The organism is Paenibacillus sp. FSL H7-0331, assembly GCF_001956045.1.
Genome location: NZ_MRTH01000014.1, coordinates 56,953 through 71,859 on the forward strand (window position 1 = coordinate 56,953; position 14,907 = coordinate 71,859).

Here is a 14,907-nt window from a genome sequence, read left to right on the forward strand (position 1 = left end):
TTCCTTTGTTTGCTTGCTCACCTGTTCATCTACTCCTTAATTTTACGAGTTACGGGTATACAGGAGTGAACGCCAAACCAGTCGCCTCGTCCCAGCCCATCATCAAATTCAAGTTTTGAACCGCTTGACCGCCGGCCCCTTTTACAATATTGTCAATGACTGAAATGATCGTCAACCGACCCGTCCGCTCATCCAGAGACAGTCCGATATCACAATAATTCGAGCCCCATATTTCTTTGGTTGCAGGCCATTTGCCCTTCTCGCGAATACGTACAAAACGACGTCCTTCATAATACTGACGATAAAGATCGATAATTTCATCTTCCGTATGCTTCTGTTTCAGATTAACATAAATAGTCGATAAAATCCCGCGTGTCATCGGCACCAAATGTGTGGTAAAGGTAATGACAACTTCTTCCCCAGCAACACGACCAAGCACCTGTTCAATTTCCGGAGTATGCTGATGCTTATTCACTTTATAAGCCAGGAAATTTTCATTCATTTCCGAAAAATGCGCTGTTAAACCCAAGCCTCGACCCGCTCCGGACACACCGGATTTGGCATCAACTATAATGGAAGACGTGTCTGCCCAGCCCTGTTTCACGATCGGCACTAATCCGAGCAAGGTAGCGGTTGGATAGCAGCCTGGATTGGAAATGAATGTAGATCCTTTTACCTCTTCGCCAAATACCTCGGCCAGTCCGTAGATTGCCTTTGCCAAATAAGCAGGATCAGCTGGCTTGTGCTTATACCATCGCTCGTAGGTTTCTCCTGATTGCAGTCTGAAATCCCCTGATACATCAATAACTTTCAGTCCAACGTCGATCAGCTGCGGTGCCAATTCACTTGCAACTCCATGAGGTGCCGCCAGAAAGACAACATCGGATTTTTGTTTAATAAGCTCCACATCAATAGCATCCAATTTATCAAGTACAATCTGGTTCAAATGCGGGTATCCGTCGGCAAGTGGCGCACCGGCGTTGGATGAAGAAATAACCGATGTTATTTCCACATGCGGATGCGTTAGCAGCAGTCGAATTAATTCAACCCCACCGTATCCTGTTGCCCCGATTATAGCAGCTCTTAATTTCATAGACATAGCCGTATCCTCCAAACATAAAGTATGTATTATTATACATTTAAAAGAATAATAATTCAATGAATTATTCAAACTTAATCCACTGCAAATAATCCTCAACTGCAGGATCGTATATATAAATCTTGCTTCCCTGAAGATAGACAACAGCGATTCAGATGTTATAGGCCCCTATGAATTTTACCATGTTACACTGTGCTCGTATATATTCAGCTTCTTACGATTATGTTACGTTTATGGCGTCATCCTGTTGCTTCTTTCCTCATATCCCCTTCATTTATACATGACCATTGAATTTGAAGCCTTCCCCAAGTACTTCATGTGTATCGCTCAATATGACAAAAGCTGTTGGGTCTGTCTTCTGTACTAATTCTTTCAGACGGTTGACCTCGGTTTGCCCAACTACCACCATCAATACCATTCGATTCTGTCCCGTATATCCTCCTGTAGCTTGCAGCTGTGTCAACCCGCGATCCATTTCCAATAAAATTTGCTGACGAATTTCCTCTGATTTATCCGAAATGATAAAGGCAACCTTGGAGTAGCTGAGTCCAATCTGCACAATATTAATGGTCTTGCTCGTCACGAACAGACCGATGAGTGCATACAGAGCTTTTTCTGGCGACAACACTATTCCCGCAGTCAATATGACAAAGCCATCCAGCAGCGCCATAGCCAACCCAAGACTCAGTCCTGTATACTTATGCAATATTTGTGCAGCCAAATCCAATCCACCCGTAGATCCTTTACCACGAAAAACAAGACCCACTCCGATCCCGAGCAAAATACCTCCATAGATGCTGGCCAGCAGTAGGTTATTAGTCAAAGCAGGCAAATTTCGGGTTAGCAAAATAATCAGCGGCAGCAGTACAGCACCAATTACTGTTTTGACCCCGTGTTGACGACCCAGCAGATACGTTCCTAACATCACCAAAGGGATATTCAAAACCCATTGGGTTATTGCCGGCTCGAAGCCAAAAACTGACTGTACAATAATACTGATACCCGAAGTCCCTCCGGATGCAACCTGATTCGGACTCAGAAACATATTAAATCCGGCTGCTATGATCATGGACCCCAACAACAGCAGTCCATACTCAACCACGATATCACGCCTGCTCTTGCGCCTGAGCTTCTCCACTCTCCGCTCCCGCCGCTGCACTCTCATCGCTCACACCCCTGTCTGTCTTCATCTGAATGACACAATCGAACCTTTGACCATTTCAGCTGAAAGCACAAAAAATCCACACACTTCCCATACCTATTCATCAAGCCTTGTATTAGGCATAAGTTCCAGCTCTTAGTCAGCTGCACTGCCCTCAACCCTGCTTTCAAGTTTTGGTATGGGTTATGTGTAGGATTTACTGAACATACATGAATTATGAACCCTGTCAGTCACTTACACGACAAGTTGCTCTGTTTATCCAAACTTCGATTACTGATTTTACTGTTCTGCTGCCTTCGGCTTAATCTGCTGACGCAAATACGCATCGATAAAGGCATCCAAATCGCCATCCATCACCGCACCTATATTGCCAGACTCCTCCAAAGTGCGATGATCCTTGACCATGCTGTAAGGATGAAACACATAGGAGCGGATTTGGCTGCCCCAGGCAATATCGGACACCTCACCGCGAATCTCGGCCAGATGTTTCAACTGCTCTTCGATTTTTCTTTCGTACAATTTGGAACGGAGCATCTTCATGGCTTTCTCGCGGTTTTTAATTTGCGAGCGTTCCTGCTGACAACTCACTACAACTCCGGTTGGCATATGCGTAATCCGTACTGCCGAATCCGTCGTATTAATATGCTGTCCGCCCGCGCCGCTCGCTCGATACGTATCAATTTTCAGATCCTCGGTACGAATCGTAATTTCCACATCGTCATCGATTTCCGGCATAATATCACAGGATACAAAAGAGGTATGGCGGCGTCCCGACGCATCGAATGGTGAAATCCGCACCAATCGGTGAACACCCTTTTCAGCCTTCAGATAGCCATAGGCATTGTGCCCACTGATCAATAGAGTCACGCTTTTGACACCTGCTTCATCGCCAGGCAAATAATCGAGCACTTCGACCTTGAAGTTACGCTTCTCCGCCCAACGCCGATACATACGCAGCAGCATTTCAGCCCAGTCCTGCGATTCTGTACCCCCTGCTCCCGGGTGGAGCTCAAGAATCGCATTTAGCCTATCATACGGCTGGCTTAACAGCAGCTGCAGCTGAAAGCTGTCCAGTTCCTTAACGAGTGAAGTGATTCCCTTCACGATATCAGCTGCCATGCTGTCATCCTGCTCTTCCTGAAGCAGCTCTACCAGCATTTCCAGATCCTCAAACTCAGCGGCCATCCGCAGGAAATGATCCGTATCGCCTTTAATAGCATTCATCTCGGCAATCAGCTTCTGTGCCTGCTCATTATCATCCCAAAAATCAGGAGCCGACATTTTTTCCTCATAGTTGGCGATTTGCTCCAGCTTCAGATCTAAGTCAAAGAGACCCCCTAAGCTCAGCCAAACGCACCGCTGTTTCTCGTAAATCCTGCTTTATTTCTGGTTCCAACATAGGGTTGTCTCCTTTATAATTGTGATCATTTCAAAAAAAGGAGCCGGGTTCATTCCACCGGCATCCCTTTCCTGCACCTTGTAGCTTATTGTAGCTGTTACTAAACTGTGCTTACGAAGCACCGTGACATTGTTTATATTTTTTGCCGCTGCCGCAAGGACAAAGATCATTCCGACCAATCCTGTCAGCGTCATTAACGACCGGTTTTTTTAGGGAAATCTCTCCGTCCGTCGGTACCGCCTGAATTTCTACGACCTGCTGACGCTCCAGATTCATTTCCACATGCGCCTTCATGATGTAGGTAGCAACCTCTTCCTGAATGCTTTGAATCATCTCCTGGAACATTGCAAAGCCTTCAAACTGGTACTCACGCAATGGATCGGTACCGCCATAGGCACGCAAATGAATCCCTTGGCGCAGCTGGTCCATCGCATCGATATGATCCATCCACTTCGAATCCACCGCACGCAGCACAACCACTTTTTCAAACTCACGCATAAATTCTTCACCAATCATCTGCTCGCGCTCTTCATAAATACGTTGAACGAGATCCTTGATGTACTGCGTGATCTCATCTTGTTCCTTGCCCCACAGCTCTTCAGCTGTCAGTTGACCTTCCTGAAGGAAGGTTCCGTTTCCGTAGTCAACAATAGCCTGCAAATCCCACTCCTCCGGCACCAGGTCCGAAGGGCAATGCGCTTCTACAATACGTTCCACAACCGGCAAAATCATCCCAAGCGCGATATCACGAATGTTTTCCGATTCAAGTACCTCGCGGCGCTGCTTATAAATAATTTCCCGTTGTTGATTCATCACATCATCGTACTGGAGGACGACCTTCCGCACGTCAAAGTTGTTACCCTCGACACGCTTCTGTGCCGATTCAACCGCACGGGAGATCAGCTTGCTCTCAATCGGCTGGTCCTCTTCAAAACCAAGCTTATCCATCATGCCCATGATGTTCTCCGCACCGAAACGGCGCATTAGCTCATCTTCCATCGATAGATAGAACTGTGAAGAGCCCGGATCGCCCTGACGACCTGCACGACCGCGCAACTGGTTGTCAATCCGACGGCTTTCATGACGCTCCGTACCTATAATATGCAATCCGCCCGCTTCTGGTACGCCGTCGCCCAACATGATGTCCGTACCGCGTCCCGCCATATTGGTGGCGATTGTCACCGAACCCGGCTGACCCGCACGAGCAACGATTTCCGCTTCCTCTGCATGGAATTTGGCATTCAGTACCTTATGCTGAATTCCCTTACGCTTCAACATCTCGGATAAGCGCTCGGAATTCTCAATAGATACCGTACCTACGAGCATCGGCTGATTGTTCTGATGCCTCTTCACAATTTCTTCTACAACGGCACGGAACTTGCTGTTCACTGATTTATATACAATATCCGCGTTGTCCTGACGAATCATCGGACGGTTCGTAGGAACGATAATAACATCCAATCCGTAAATCTTTTTGAACTCTTCTTCCTCTGTCTTCGCCGTTCCTGTCATCCCGGACAGCTTGCGATACATCCGGAAATAATTCTGGAACGTAATTGTAGCCAATGTCATAGATTCATTCTGAACCTTCAGCTGTTCCTTTGCCTCAATCGCTTGGTGCAAACCTTCGCTGTAGCGGCGTCCAGTCATCATACGACCTGTAAATTCATCAACGATCACGACTTCTTCTTCTTGAACCACGTAATCGACATCACGTTTCATAATGACACGAGCTTTCAAGGCTTGCGTAATATGGTGATTAATCGTCACATTCGCATGATCGAATAAATTTTCGATGTTAAAGGTTTGTTCGGCCTTGGTAACACCCGCTTCCGTTAAGGTTACAGAGCGCATTTTTACATCGATAATATAATCATCTTCATCCTTTAACCGACTCACGAAGCGGTCCGCCATATAATACATGTCTGTCGATTTGGCAGCTTGTCCCGAAATAATTAACGGCGTTCTCGCTTCATCGACCAGAATTGAATCCACTTCATCAATAACCGCAAAATATAATGGCCGCTGTACCATTTGTTCTTTATACAGCACCATGTTGTCACGCAGGTAATCGAAGCCAAACTCATTATTCGTTCCATAGGTAATGTCCTGAGCATACGAAGCCTGCTTTTCATCATGCTCCAGGGTATTCAGGTTTACACCTACCGTCATACCGAGGAATTCGTAAATTCTACCCATTTCCGAGCTATCCCGTTGGGCAAGGTAATCATTTACCGTCACCACGTGGACGCCTTTGCCTAATAGAGCGTTCAAATACACCGGAAGGGTCCCAACAAGGGTTTTCCCTTCTCCGGTTCTCATTTCCGCAATACGGCCCTCATGGAGCACCATACCCCCGATTAATTGGACGTCATAGTGACGCTTGTTCAATACACGCTTGGACGCTTCACGCACGACGGCAAAAGCTTCCGGCAGCAAATCATCCAGAGTTTCGTCCTTTTCCAGACGCTCCCTGAACTCCACAGTTTTATTTCTCAGCTCTTCATCGCTTAATACTTCGATACTCGGCTCCAGCTTGTTGATGACTTCGACAGTTTTCCACAGCCGCTTAACTTCGCGCTCGTTGGAATCGCCGAATATTTTTTTAACGAGTCCTAACATGGGCCCATCTCCCTTTTTATAAAACGGTTTGCCTTAAATTGTAGCAGTTTGCAGCGCGAGTCGCAAGGAAGCTTGAAAATTGTCATCGTCCTCTACGCAAAAAGGACCGCCAGAAGCTCTCCCTGACCATCCTTGGCAATATATGCTGGCATTCATCTATTCAAGCTCTATCAATCTAATAGGAGCCTGCCCTATTCAGGCAAGCTCCCGGTTCATTGTCTTATCTTGCCGGCTCAATCAAGCCGTATTTACCGTCATCCCGTTTGTAGACGACGTTCACTTGTTCAGTTTCCATATTGGAAAATACGAAGAAGCTATGTCCCACCATATTCATTTGCAGAATGGCTTCATCAATATCCATCGGTTTCATTAAAAAGCTCTTGGTCTTCACCAATTCGTAATCTTCGTCTTCTTCATCAACCAGTACAGGTGAATCTACCCGTAATGCATCCTGGAGGCCGCCCTCTTGACGGATCTTGCGGTTCACTCTGGTTTTGTGCTTGCGAATTTGTCTTTCCAGCTTGTCCGTTACCAGATCAATGGAAGCATACATATCGGCGTTTTTCACTTCTGCCCGCAGTACGACACCCGTTAATGGAATGGTCACCTCTACGGTTTGTAATCCTTTAATTACATTTAACGTTACTTTTACTTCTGAAGCAGGGGGAGTTTCAAAGTACCTTTCGAGCTTGGTCAGCTTTTTCTCAACATAGTCTTTCAGCGCTTCGGTTACCTCGATGTTTTGTCCACGGATGTTGAATTTCATTGTACTTCTCCTCCTTTCATGAACCCAGTATACTATAATCCCCGATATTCTTCAAAGAATCTTTACAATCCTCTTCCACAATTAACCTTAATCCATAAAGTTCAAGCAAATCGGACAATTAAAAAACACCACGCACAAAACCGCGAGGTGCTGTCTGATAAAAGAATGCTCTACATCCAATCATGATCTATGCCATATTGGCAAAAGAGACCGAAACCTACAATTTGGTAACGTTAGCAGCCTGTTGACCGCGAGCGCCTTCGACAATATCAAATTCAACCGCCTGGCCTTCATCCAAAGATTTGAAACCTTCTGTTTGGATTGCAGAGAAATGCACGAATACATCCCCGCCATCTTCACGCTCGATGAAACCATATCCCTTTTCTGCATTGAACCATTTCACTTTACCCTGCATGCCAAACATTCCCCTCTATGATTGAATCAGTACGCATTGTACCCACAATTTGAATATATCACCCTCCCTTTCCAGGTGTCAATTCTATCCACGGTTTGTTAGCCAAATATTTAGAAAATTCACGTATTAACATTACGTTAATAACTAATTCACAGGCACAAATGCAATAGAAATAAGCTTACATAGCTATTTTCAATAAAGTTATACACAGAGTTATCCACATTGTCCACAATTTCAGTTGTTAATTAGTTAAAAGTAGAAGTATCCTTTTGCCAGTCGACTCTCATTAGAAGAAATAGCAAAAAACCGTACAATTATTTTGTACGGGCTCTTGCAGGTAAATAACTTACTTTTTTCTATTAAAGAACACACTATCTAACGTATATTCCTTATCATAAACCTGCTTGTACTTCTCTGCCGCTTGAAACTTTTGAATGGCCTTTTGTGCTTCTTCTTTGAAATCTATCATCCTGGCGCTAAGCAGCTTATCCTGTTCCAGAATTCTCAATATTCTCGACTCGTAAGGCACAAGGTCCTGAGATTCATGAACTGCCAGAAGTTCAGTTATCCATTGATCACGTTCGTCCACAAAATCCGCTAAATCTATGTAGCTCGCTGATTCAAGATCCGTGATCATTTGATTGGTAACGTTCTCGATCCGGTTCATGATTTCTTCAACCTTACTCATGCCTGATTCCCCGTGCTAGGACGCAGTGCATTATTGGCTTTCGCTGCCTGAATCCAGGTTTCCTTCAGCTCAACAAAATATTGGATCACTTCTTCAATCGGTTCGACTTCTTTCTTGGTGTTGGCTTGAACCAATCTGTACAGAAAATAATCATATAGTTTGAGTAATCCCTCAGCTACAGGAGAATTAGGGTCGAGTGTGATGACAAATTCGTTAATGATATCCTGGACCTTACCAATTTGGATGTTAGCGTCAATATAATCCTGTTTCTGTATAGCTTGTATAGCCAGCTTGCTAAACCGCATGGCTCCATCACACAACATGATTAATAATTGAGCAGGTGATGCTGTCTGAATGGCATTTTCCAAATACTTATTTACTTGCAGATTATTAATCATGGATGCCTCCTAATGAAGCCTATTTGCTACCAAGTTGGCTTAGCAGATTCGAACCTTGAGAGTTCAATTTATTCAGTGCCGTCTCCATAGCAGAGAACTGCTTATAATAGTTATCCTCTATCGTGCCCAATCGCTTAAGCTTAGCACTCATTTCAACATCCATATCAGAAATTTGTTTGGACAACAGACTATCGTCATATGAAATATTACCAAGACCCGCTTTCTTCGTTAATGAAGTAAGCCCATCATTTAAGTGAGTATACAGTCTTTCCCCTACCCCAGCTAATGAAGGTTTGTCATTGGTCGCATCCCCTGTAAATATAGCCTTGACCGCATCTGGATTAGCTTCAATCGCTGTCCGCAGCTTGTCCTCGTTTATATACAGCTTTCCATTCTCATAATATTGTCCCGTATCGATACCAATAGAAGCCAAAGAATTGTATTTGCTGGAGCCTGAGTCAACCACAGCTGTAATATCCGTTCTTAGAGTCCGAGTCATGCTGTCCAAGATAGGGTCGTTCCGTAAAACTCCCGCCTTTGCCTTGGCTTCCCAGCTTTCGATTTGCTTTTCTGATAGTGCTTCTTTTTGTTCCGTTGTCAGCGGTTGGTAATCCCGATTTTTGGTTTCCGTTCTTTTATCATTCAAGGTTTTTAAGATATCGTTATAATCATTAACAAATCCCTTGATGGATTCCATTATCTTGTCAGTATCGGATTTCGTCGAGATTGTTGATGCGACTCCGCCTTCCTTTTTGAGAGTCACCTCAATTCCATTTACGGTAAACGTATTGCTAGTTTTGGAAGTAGTTAAGCCGTTAATCTTCACTGATGCGTTAGCACCTGCTGTACGGTCATCAGGTGTAGAAGAGTCTTGGTTGCCCACTTGGAACACTTTTTTAAGCAAATCTCCCTCAAACGTGATATTAGCCTGGTCACCGCCAACTCCATTAGTTACACCACTATTATCCGCCATAAAAGCAATCTTCTTCTGAGTTGAGTCATAAAACGCGGTAACATTCGTATCTTTATTAATTTTGGCGAGCACATCATTCAAGGATTCCTTAGACGAATCGACTTGAATCTGTTTTCCGTTAATCTTAAACGTCACAGTGCCTGTTACCGTACCCCCGGTAAGATTGGCGCTCTGGCTCGCGAGTGGTGCGGTGGGATCAAATTCAGCCTTTGCAATCTCCACCTTGCTTCGCTCCGATGCCGTAACCGCCAACCCAATTACCTGGACTTGCAGATTCGTATTGGTAGCACTCGCAGTTCCCTTCGCTGTAACCGCATCGGTATTTCCTGTTACATTCACGATTTTAGCATTAAACGTGCTTTCCTGCTTAAAATTAAACAATTTCGTGTTGCGAAATTCTGTCATTTTCAGGTTGATATCCCGATAGGCATCCCGCTGCCATTCAACTGTCTGTTTCTTCTGACCAAGCTTATCATAAGGAACTCTTTGAGCTTGCATCAGCTTGGCAACAGTTCCCTCTGTATCAAAACCGCTCGACAAACCGCTAATTCGCGTCACCATAATCATTCACCTACCTTTACTTTATCTTCTTTCGTCTACAAGAATGCCTGCCATCTCCCATAGCTTCGCTACCATATCCATCGTTTTCTCGGGTGGAATTTCACGAATGACTTTACCCGTATCCTTCTCCAGTACCTTCACCATAATCCGATTGGTTTTGGTATGTACAGAGAATTCCAGAGATGTTGCGCTTCCTTCTACGGCTTTAATGGCGCGGTCGATCGTCCTGATCAATTGCTCATCGCTGATGGAGACATGCTCTCCTCTAGACTCGGCAGTTTTCATATCCTTGATCGATTGAATAGCTGCCAAAGATGAATCCACAATAACATCATCATTTGAGCTTTTGACTGGCGCCGGGGCGCTTGCTGCTGTTCCGTAATTCGACATCCCTGTTGTAGTGAAATTTGCTTCCATGCTAATCCCTCCAACACACTTTATATTGTATATCGGCTTAAAAAGAAAATTATATTAGATAGAAATTGGTAGTTTTCTAAAAAATCCAACTATTTTTTTCGTAGCTTTAATAACATCCTCTACGTCTTCGTTCGACATTTTTGGAAACAAAGGAAGCGTAATGGCTTCCTCGTAATAATTTTCGGCGTTCAGACACTGTGCTTTAGAATAACCAAGCTGTTGATAATAAGGCTGGTTATATACAGGAATATAATGAACATGAACCCCAATATTTTCTGCACGATACGCTTGGAACAGCTCTTTTCTACCCGCGGGGTATGCATTCGTATCGAAACGCAGGACATACAAATGCCAGCTCGAATGGGCTTCTGGATGCTGATAAGGCACAGTGATGCCCGAAATATCGCGAAATGCTTCCGTATACAAAGCCGCGATTTCTCTTCTTCTTGCAATAAACGTGTCCAACCTGCCCATTTGGGATGTACCGAGCGCTGCCTGTAAATCGGTCATTCGATAATGATAGCCCAGATCCTGCATTTCATAGTACCAAGGGCCTTCATTCTGCTGCAGCAGCTCCGGTTCCTTCGTAATGCCATGACTTCGGAATAGTAGCAGCTTCTGATAATAAGCTTCATTATCTGTTACGATCATTCCGCCTTCAGCAGATGTCACATGCTTCAACGGATGAAAGCTGAACATCGTCATATCGGCAAGCGTGCCAATCTTCTTACCTTCATAATTAGCGCCAAGTGAATGAGCGGCATCTTGAATAATAACCAGACCATGACGATCGGCCAATTCCCGAAAACGATCCATTTGAACAGGTTGTCCAGAGAAATCAACAGGAATAATCGCCTTGGTACGGTCTGTAATTTTACGTTCCGTATCTTCTGGGCACAGATTATAGGTATTCGGATCAATATCGGCAAATACAGGTGTGCCACCTTGATATAAAACACAATTACTACTAGCAACGAAAGTAATCGGTGTTGTAATCACTTCGTCACCTGCACCTATACCGGCAGCATAGCAAGCCCCATGCAGTGCCGCGGTCCCACTGGAGAACGCAACCGCATACTTGACACCAACATAATCGGCTACCGCTCGTTCAAACTTCGGGATTTCAGGACCCTGCGTAATATAACCACTTGTCAGGCTGCTGACTACGGCTTGTATATCGTCTTCATTAATCCACTGCTGACCGTAAAATAGCATTTGACTGCGTACCGGTTGACCTCCATGCAGCGCCAGCTTTTCCATGCGACCTTCCTCCGTTCATCGTATTGTTCCCTAATAAGCACAGTGAATCTAATCGCCGTTCACCAGACAGCATACATAACTGTTCTTCTGCTTACATTAAATAGCTCGTCCGAATCCAATTCTCGGTCAAAGCGATTCCCTCTTCCAACGATACTTGCGGCTCCCAGCCTAATAATTGCCTGGCTTTACTGGAGTTACACAACAGTTTTTGAATCTCGCTTTGCGGATGAATATGCTCAACGTGCTTGATACGCGACTTATCTCCAACTATCAACATAGCTAAATCATTCACCGAAATATCTCGACCTAATCCAGCATTGACAATATGCCCGTCAACTTGATCCGTGAAACCGGCTTGAACAACGAATCGTGCGCAATCCTCTACATATAGTAAATCGCGGGTTTGAGTGCCCTCTCCATATATATTCACGTCTAAACCTGCAAGCTTGTTTTTGATAAAAATGGCAACAACTCCGCCTTCACCACCTGTTTTCTGAAACGGACCATATGTATTAAACGGACGAATGACAACCGTCGGCAATCCATACGCGTAATAATAGGAGAGCACCATATTCTCCGCGGCAATTTTGGCCCCAGCATAAGGAGAGGCGGGTTTGATAGGATGCAGCTCAGTTATACCGGTTTCTTCCACACAACGGTCATAGACCATACATGTGCTCATAAAAACAACTTTTGTATTATGCTTGCGGCATTGTTCCATCACAGAAAATGTACCAATTGTATCGTTATTAAAGGTGGTTCGCGGGTCATCGATAGAATCCTGGACGTTGATGGAAGCACCAAGATGGTAGCAAATATCGAATGCTGTTTCGTCAAAAAGCTCAGCTAATAGAGTCTCGTTCTTGATATCCCCAACGACAAAACGCTTCAATCCTATGTGATTAATAAGCTCATCGAGATTCTCCTTACGACCATTAGACAAATCATCCAGAATCGTCAGGTTGTGTCCCTCTTCAAGAAGCCGTTTGGCGACCCATCTGCCAATAAACCCGGCACCGCCAGTGAGTAAAATGTTCATAACGAGGTTACCTCATCTCGAATAATATGATTATAATAGGTTATTTAATTTGTCTGCCCAAAATAAAAGCTTCAGCAGCATCTACCCCTATAGTGGCTCCTCGCCACTTGGCCAGATACTCTATAGCTTTAACAGATCGAGCATGAGGCCAATTTCTCATTTCTGAAGAGTAAGCCTCTAACGCGGTCAACTTCAATGTCAGTGTTTCTGATATATCGACGAACCAATTGGGGAGAAAAGGAACTGCCGAGCCCGGCGTCTGCCATTCAGTACTGGAGGCAACCTCAAAAAATAAAAGAGACTTAATTCGTTGATTTCCAGGTATTGGTCGACAGGCTGTAACAACCGCCTCGTGAATGCAACGATGATCAATATTTACGTCCCCATTATGATGCGTATATACGATATCCGGACGATATTCCTCTATTAACTCTTCAACGTATTTTACTATATCAAGCCGATCTAACGAATCCATTCTATTATCAGGAAAACTATGAAGGACTAATGATGTAGCTCCCACAATCAGATTAGCTTCTCGGGCTGCATCGGCTAATGCATAAAAAGCTGCCTCATGTTTATTTCTGTCACGTTGTTTATCACGACTTGTCAGTCCCTCAGCCAATATAGCTACATGAACCTTGTCACCCTGCTGCTTATGCCACGCTATTGTTCCACCACATCCCAATATTTCATCGTCGGGATGAGCAGCAATAACAAGAATAGTATTTGACATTACATTACACCTTCTCTGCTACAAAATTCCAAGAAGCGAAGCTGAAATTGTCATCGGGTACTTCTCGTTTAACTACTTTATGTTCCATTTGGGTAATATTAAAGCTCTTGAATAACTCCAAAATATGGGGTTTATTAGAGAAATGCACCCTACCGGTATCAGCAAGATGTCCTTGCTTGATATCTGTCTTGGTGAACTCATCTTCAACAACAACACCTAACTTATAATCTGAATGCTCTGTTGAAAACCAGTCTATTCCAATAAATTTTCCATTTTTCTTTAATTTCTTCTGTATTAACAGCAGACTCCTCCGTATATCGCTTGTCGCATTATGTGTTAGAGAGCCTCGATCGACAATGAGATCAAATTCTAAATCAAAATAAAGATCTTTAGTAAAATCGCCTACTTGTATCTGGTCAGCTATATCAGGGTGTGTTTGTTTCAACTGCTTCACGATAGATTGGCTTCCTTCTAACGCATAATAAGTAACATTCAAAGATTTAAAAAAAGGAATATTCGCGCCAGCCCCACATCCTAATTCCAACACGGTAAAAGAATCCCCATTCGGCCGCGCATACCTAAACACATAAGAAACCAGGTCCGACCAAGGCCATTTACTCATGTGTGTGTTATTAGCATATGACTCTTCCCACTCTTTAGAAAAACCCATTTTTTTAATACCTCCATTTCAGTTCGTATTGATCTAAATTTTTCCCGCCACAAAATTCCAAGAAGCAATAGTGAAACTATTGTCGGGCATTTCCCCTTTAATTCTCTTATGCTCCATGTGAGAAATTTTAAAATCTTTAAATAAATCTAAAAGATGAGTTTTATCTGCAAAATGGACTCTTCCAATATCGGCAAGATGCCCTCGTTGAATATCCCTCTTGGTGTACTTGTCTTCAACGTACACTCCTTGATTATAATCTGAGTGCTCCGTAGAAAACCAATCAATTCCTATGAAGTTTCCATTTTTCTTCAAACTTTTCGCCACTAAAAGTAGACTTTTCCGAATGTCGCCGGTCGCATTGCATGTTAAAGAACCACGATCAACAATAAGATCAAATTCCAAATCGAAATATAGACTTTCGGTAAAATCAGCCACTTGTATTTGTTCAGCTATCTCAGGATGAATCTCCTTCAATTGTTTAACAATAGACTCACTGCCTTCAATCGCAAAATACTTAACGTCTAAAGATTTAAAAAAGGGAATATTTGCCCCAGCCCCGCACCCTAATTCCAAAACTGTATAAGAGTCAACAGTAGGCCTCGCATATTTATAAACATAAGAAACAAGATCTGACCAGGGCCACTTACTCAAATGCGCATTTTTAGCATAAGTATCTTCCCACTCTTTAGAAAACCCCATTTTTAA

15 protein-coding genes are annotated in these 14,907 nt (G+C 43.8%); all 15 read right to left on the reverse strand.

Translation table 11 applies throughout. The features are described 5' to 3' along the window. Positions 1–49: 49 nt before the first annotated feature. Positions 50–1,099 carry an N-acetyl-gamma-glutamyl-phosphate reductase gene (gene argC, locus BK127_RS20975; RefSeq protein ID WP_076233474.1) on the reverse strand — a complete coding sequence of 350 codons (1,050 nt, stop codon included), beginning with the start codon at positions 1,097–1,099 and terminating at the stop codon, positions 50–52. 274 nt (positions 1,100–1,373) lie between these two features. Beyond that, entirely contained in the window at positions 1,374–2,264 is an 891-nt protein-coding gene (locus BK127_RS20980) for a YitT family protein (protein WP_076233475.1), read from the reverse strand. Between the two features lie 276 nt (positions 2,265–2,540). After that, a protein-coding gene (gene prfB / locus BK127_RS20985; protein WP_144026519.1) for a peptide chain release factor 2 occupies positions 2,541–3,660 on the reverse strand; the annotation gives its coding sequence in 2 pieces (ribosomal slippage) (positions 2,541–3,587 and positions 3,589–3,660; 1,119 coding nt in all). Between the two features lie 111 nt (positions 3,661–3,771). Next, a complete protein-coding gene (gene secA / locus BK127_RS20990) occupies positions 3,772–6,282 on the reverse strand; it encodes a preprotein translocase subunit SecA (protein WP_076233477.1) in 2,511 nt (836 codons plus the stop codon). A 220-nt stretch (positions 6,283–6,502) separates the two neighbouring features. Then, complete coding sequence (gene hpf / locus BK127_RS20995) at positions 6,503–7,048, reverse strand: ribosome hibernation-promoting factor, HPF/YfiA family (protein ID WP_076233478.1); 546 nt, start codon at positions 7,046–7,048, stop codon at positions 6,503–6,505. Positions 7,049–7,265: 217 nt separating this feature from the next. Next, a complete protein-coding gene (locus tag BK127_RS21000; RefSeq protein ID WP_076233479.1) occupies positions 7,266–7,463 on the reverse strand; it encodes a cold shock domain-containing protein in 198 nt (65 codons plus the stop codon). 346 nt (positions 7,464–7,809) lie between these two features. Then, on the reverse strand, positions 7,810–8,151 hold the full coding sequence (gene fliT, locus BK127_RS21005; protein ID WP_076233480.1) for a flagellar protein FliT: 342 nt from the start codon (positions 8,149–8,151) through the stop codon (positions 7,810–7,812). Further along, positions 8,148–8,549, reverse strand: a complete 402-nt coding sequence (gene fliS / locus BK127_RS21010; RefSeq protein ID WP_076233481.1) for a flagellar export chaperone FliS — start codon at positions 8,547–8,549, stop codon at positions 8,148–8,150. Before fliS ends, fliT begins: the two co-directional genes overlap by 4 nt. A 19-nt stretch (positions 8,550–8,568) precedes the next feature. After that, entirely contained in the window at positions 8,569–10,083 is a 1,515-nt protein-coding gene (gene fliD / locus BK127_RS21015; protein WP_076233482.1) for a flagellar filament capping protein FliD, read from the reverse strand. 21 nt (positions 10,084–10,104) lie between these two features. Next, a complete protein-coding gene (locus BK127_RS21020) occupies positions 10,105–10,500 on the reverse strand; it encodes a flagellar protein FlaG (protein WP_076233483.1) in 396 nt (131 codons plus the stop codon). Between the two features lie 54 nt (positions 10,501–10,554). Continuing rightward, on the reverse strand, positions 10,555–11,760 hold the full coding sequence (gene pseC, locus BK127_RS21025; RefSeq protein WP_076233484.1) for a UDP-4-amino-4,6-dideoxy-N-acetyl-beta-L-altrosamine transaminase: 1,206 nt from the start codon (positions 11,758–11,760) through the stop codon (positions 10,555–10,557). Positions 11,761–11,851: 91 nt separating this feature from the next. Further along, positions 11,852–12,799 carry a dTDP-glucose 4,6-dehydratase gene (locus BK127_RS21030; protein ID WP_076233485.1) on the reverse strand — a complete coding sequence of 316 codons (948 nt, stop codon included), beginning with the start codon at positions 12,797–12,799 and terminating at the stop codon, positions 11,852–11,854. Positions 12,800–12,839: 40 nt separating this feature from the next. Continuing rightward, positions 12,840–13,532 carry a PIG-L deacetylase family protein gene (locus BK127_RS21035; RefSeq protein WP_076233486.1) on the reverse strand — a complete coding sequence of 231 codons (693 nt, stop codon included), beginning with the start codon at positions 13,530–13,532 and terminating at the stop codon, positions 12,840–12,842. 4 nt (positions 13,533–13,536) lie between these two features. Next, complete coding sequence (locus BK127_RS21040) at positions 13,537–14,202, reverse strand: class I SAM-dependent methyltransferase (protein WP_076233487.1); 666 nt, start codon at positions 14,200–14,202, stop codon at positions 13,537–13,539. Positions 14,203–14,235: 33 nt separating this feature from the next. Further along, positions 14,236–14,901: a class I SAM-dependent methyltransferase gene (locus BK127_RS21045; protein WP_076233488.1), complete on the reverse strand. Its 666-nt coding sequence runs from the start codon at positions 14,899–14,901 to the stop codon at positions 14,236–14,238. Positions 14,902–14,907: the final 6 nt, after the last annotated feature.

Bases quoted from the DNA above. Each gene is read 5' to 3' on its own strand.
- BK127_RS21000 (WP_076233479.1), bottom strand. From the start codon at position 7,463: ATGCAGGGTAAAGTGAAATGGTTCAATGCAGAAAAGGGATATGGTTTC.
- fliT (WP_076233480.1), bottom strand. From the start codon at position 8,151: ATGAGTAAGGTTGAAGAAATCATGAACCGGATCGAGAACGTTACCAAT.
- fliD (WP_076233482.1), bottom strand. From the start codon at position 10,083: ATGGTGACGCGAATTAGCGGTTTGTCGAGCGGTTTTGATACAGAGGGA.
- fliS (WP_076233481.1), bottom strand. From the start codon at position 8,549: ATGATTAATAATCTGCAAGTAAATAAGTATTTGGAAAATGCCATTCAG.
- BK127_RS21035 (WP_076233486.1), bottom strand. From the start codon at position 13,532: ATGTCAAATACTATTCTTGTTATTGCTGCTCATCCCGACGATGAAATA.
- argC (WP_076233474.1), bottom strand. From the start codon at position 1,099: ATGTCTATGAAATTAAGAGCTGCTATAATCGGGGCAACAGGATACGGT.
- secA (WP_076233477.1), bottom strand. From the start codon at position 6,282: ATGTTAGGACTCGTTAAAAAAATATTCGGCGATTCCAACGAGCGCGAA.
- pseC (WP_076233484.1), bottom strand. From the start codon at position 11,760: ATGGAAAAGCTGGCGCTGCATGGAGGTCAACCGGTACGCAGTCAAATG.
- BK127_RS21045 (WP_076233488.1), bottom strand. From the start codon at position 14,901: ATGGGGTTTTCTAAAGAGTGGGAAGATACTTATGCTAAAAATGCGCAT.
- BK127_RS21030 (WP_076233485.1), bottom strand. From the start codon at position 12,799: ATGAACATTTTACTCACTGGCGGTGCCGGGTTTATTGGCAGATGGGTC.
- hpf (WP_076233478.1), bottom strand. From the start codon at position 7,048: ATGAAATTCAACATCCGTGGACAAAACATCGAGGTAACCGAAGCGCTG.
- BK127_RS20980 (WP_076233475.1), bottom strand. From the start codon at position 2,264: ATGAGAGTGCAGCGGCGGGAGCGGAGAGTGGAGAAGCTCAGGCGCAAG.
- BK127_RS21040 (WP_076233487.1), bottom strand. From the start codon at position 14,202: ATGGGTTTTTCTAAAGAGTGGGAAGAGTCATATGCTAATAACACACAC.
- BK127_RS21020 (WP_076233483.1), bottom strand. From the start codon at position 10,500: ATGGAAGCAAATTTCACTACAACAGGGATGTCGAATTACGGAACAGCA.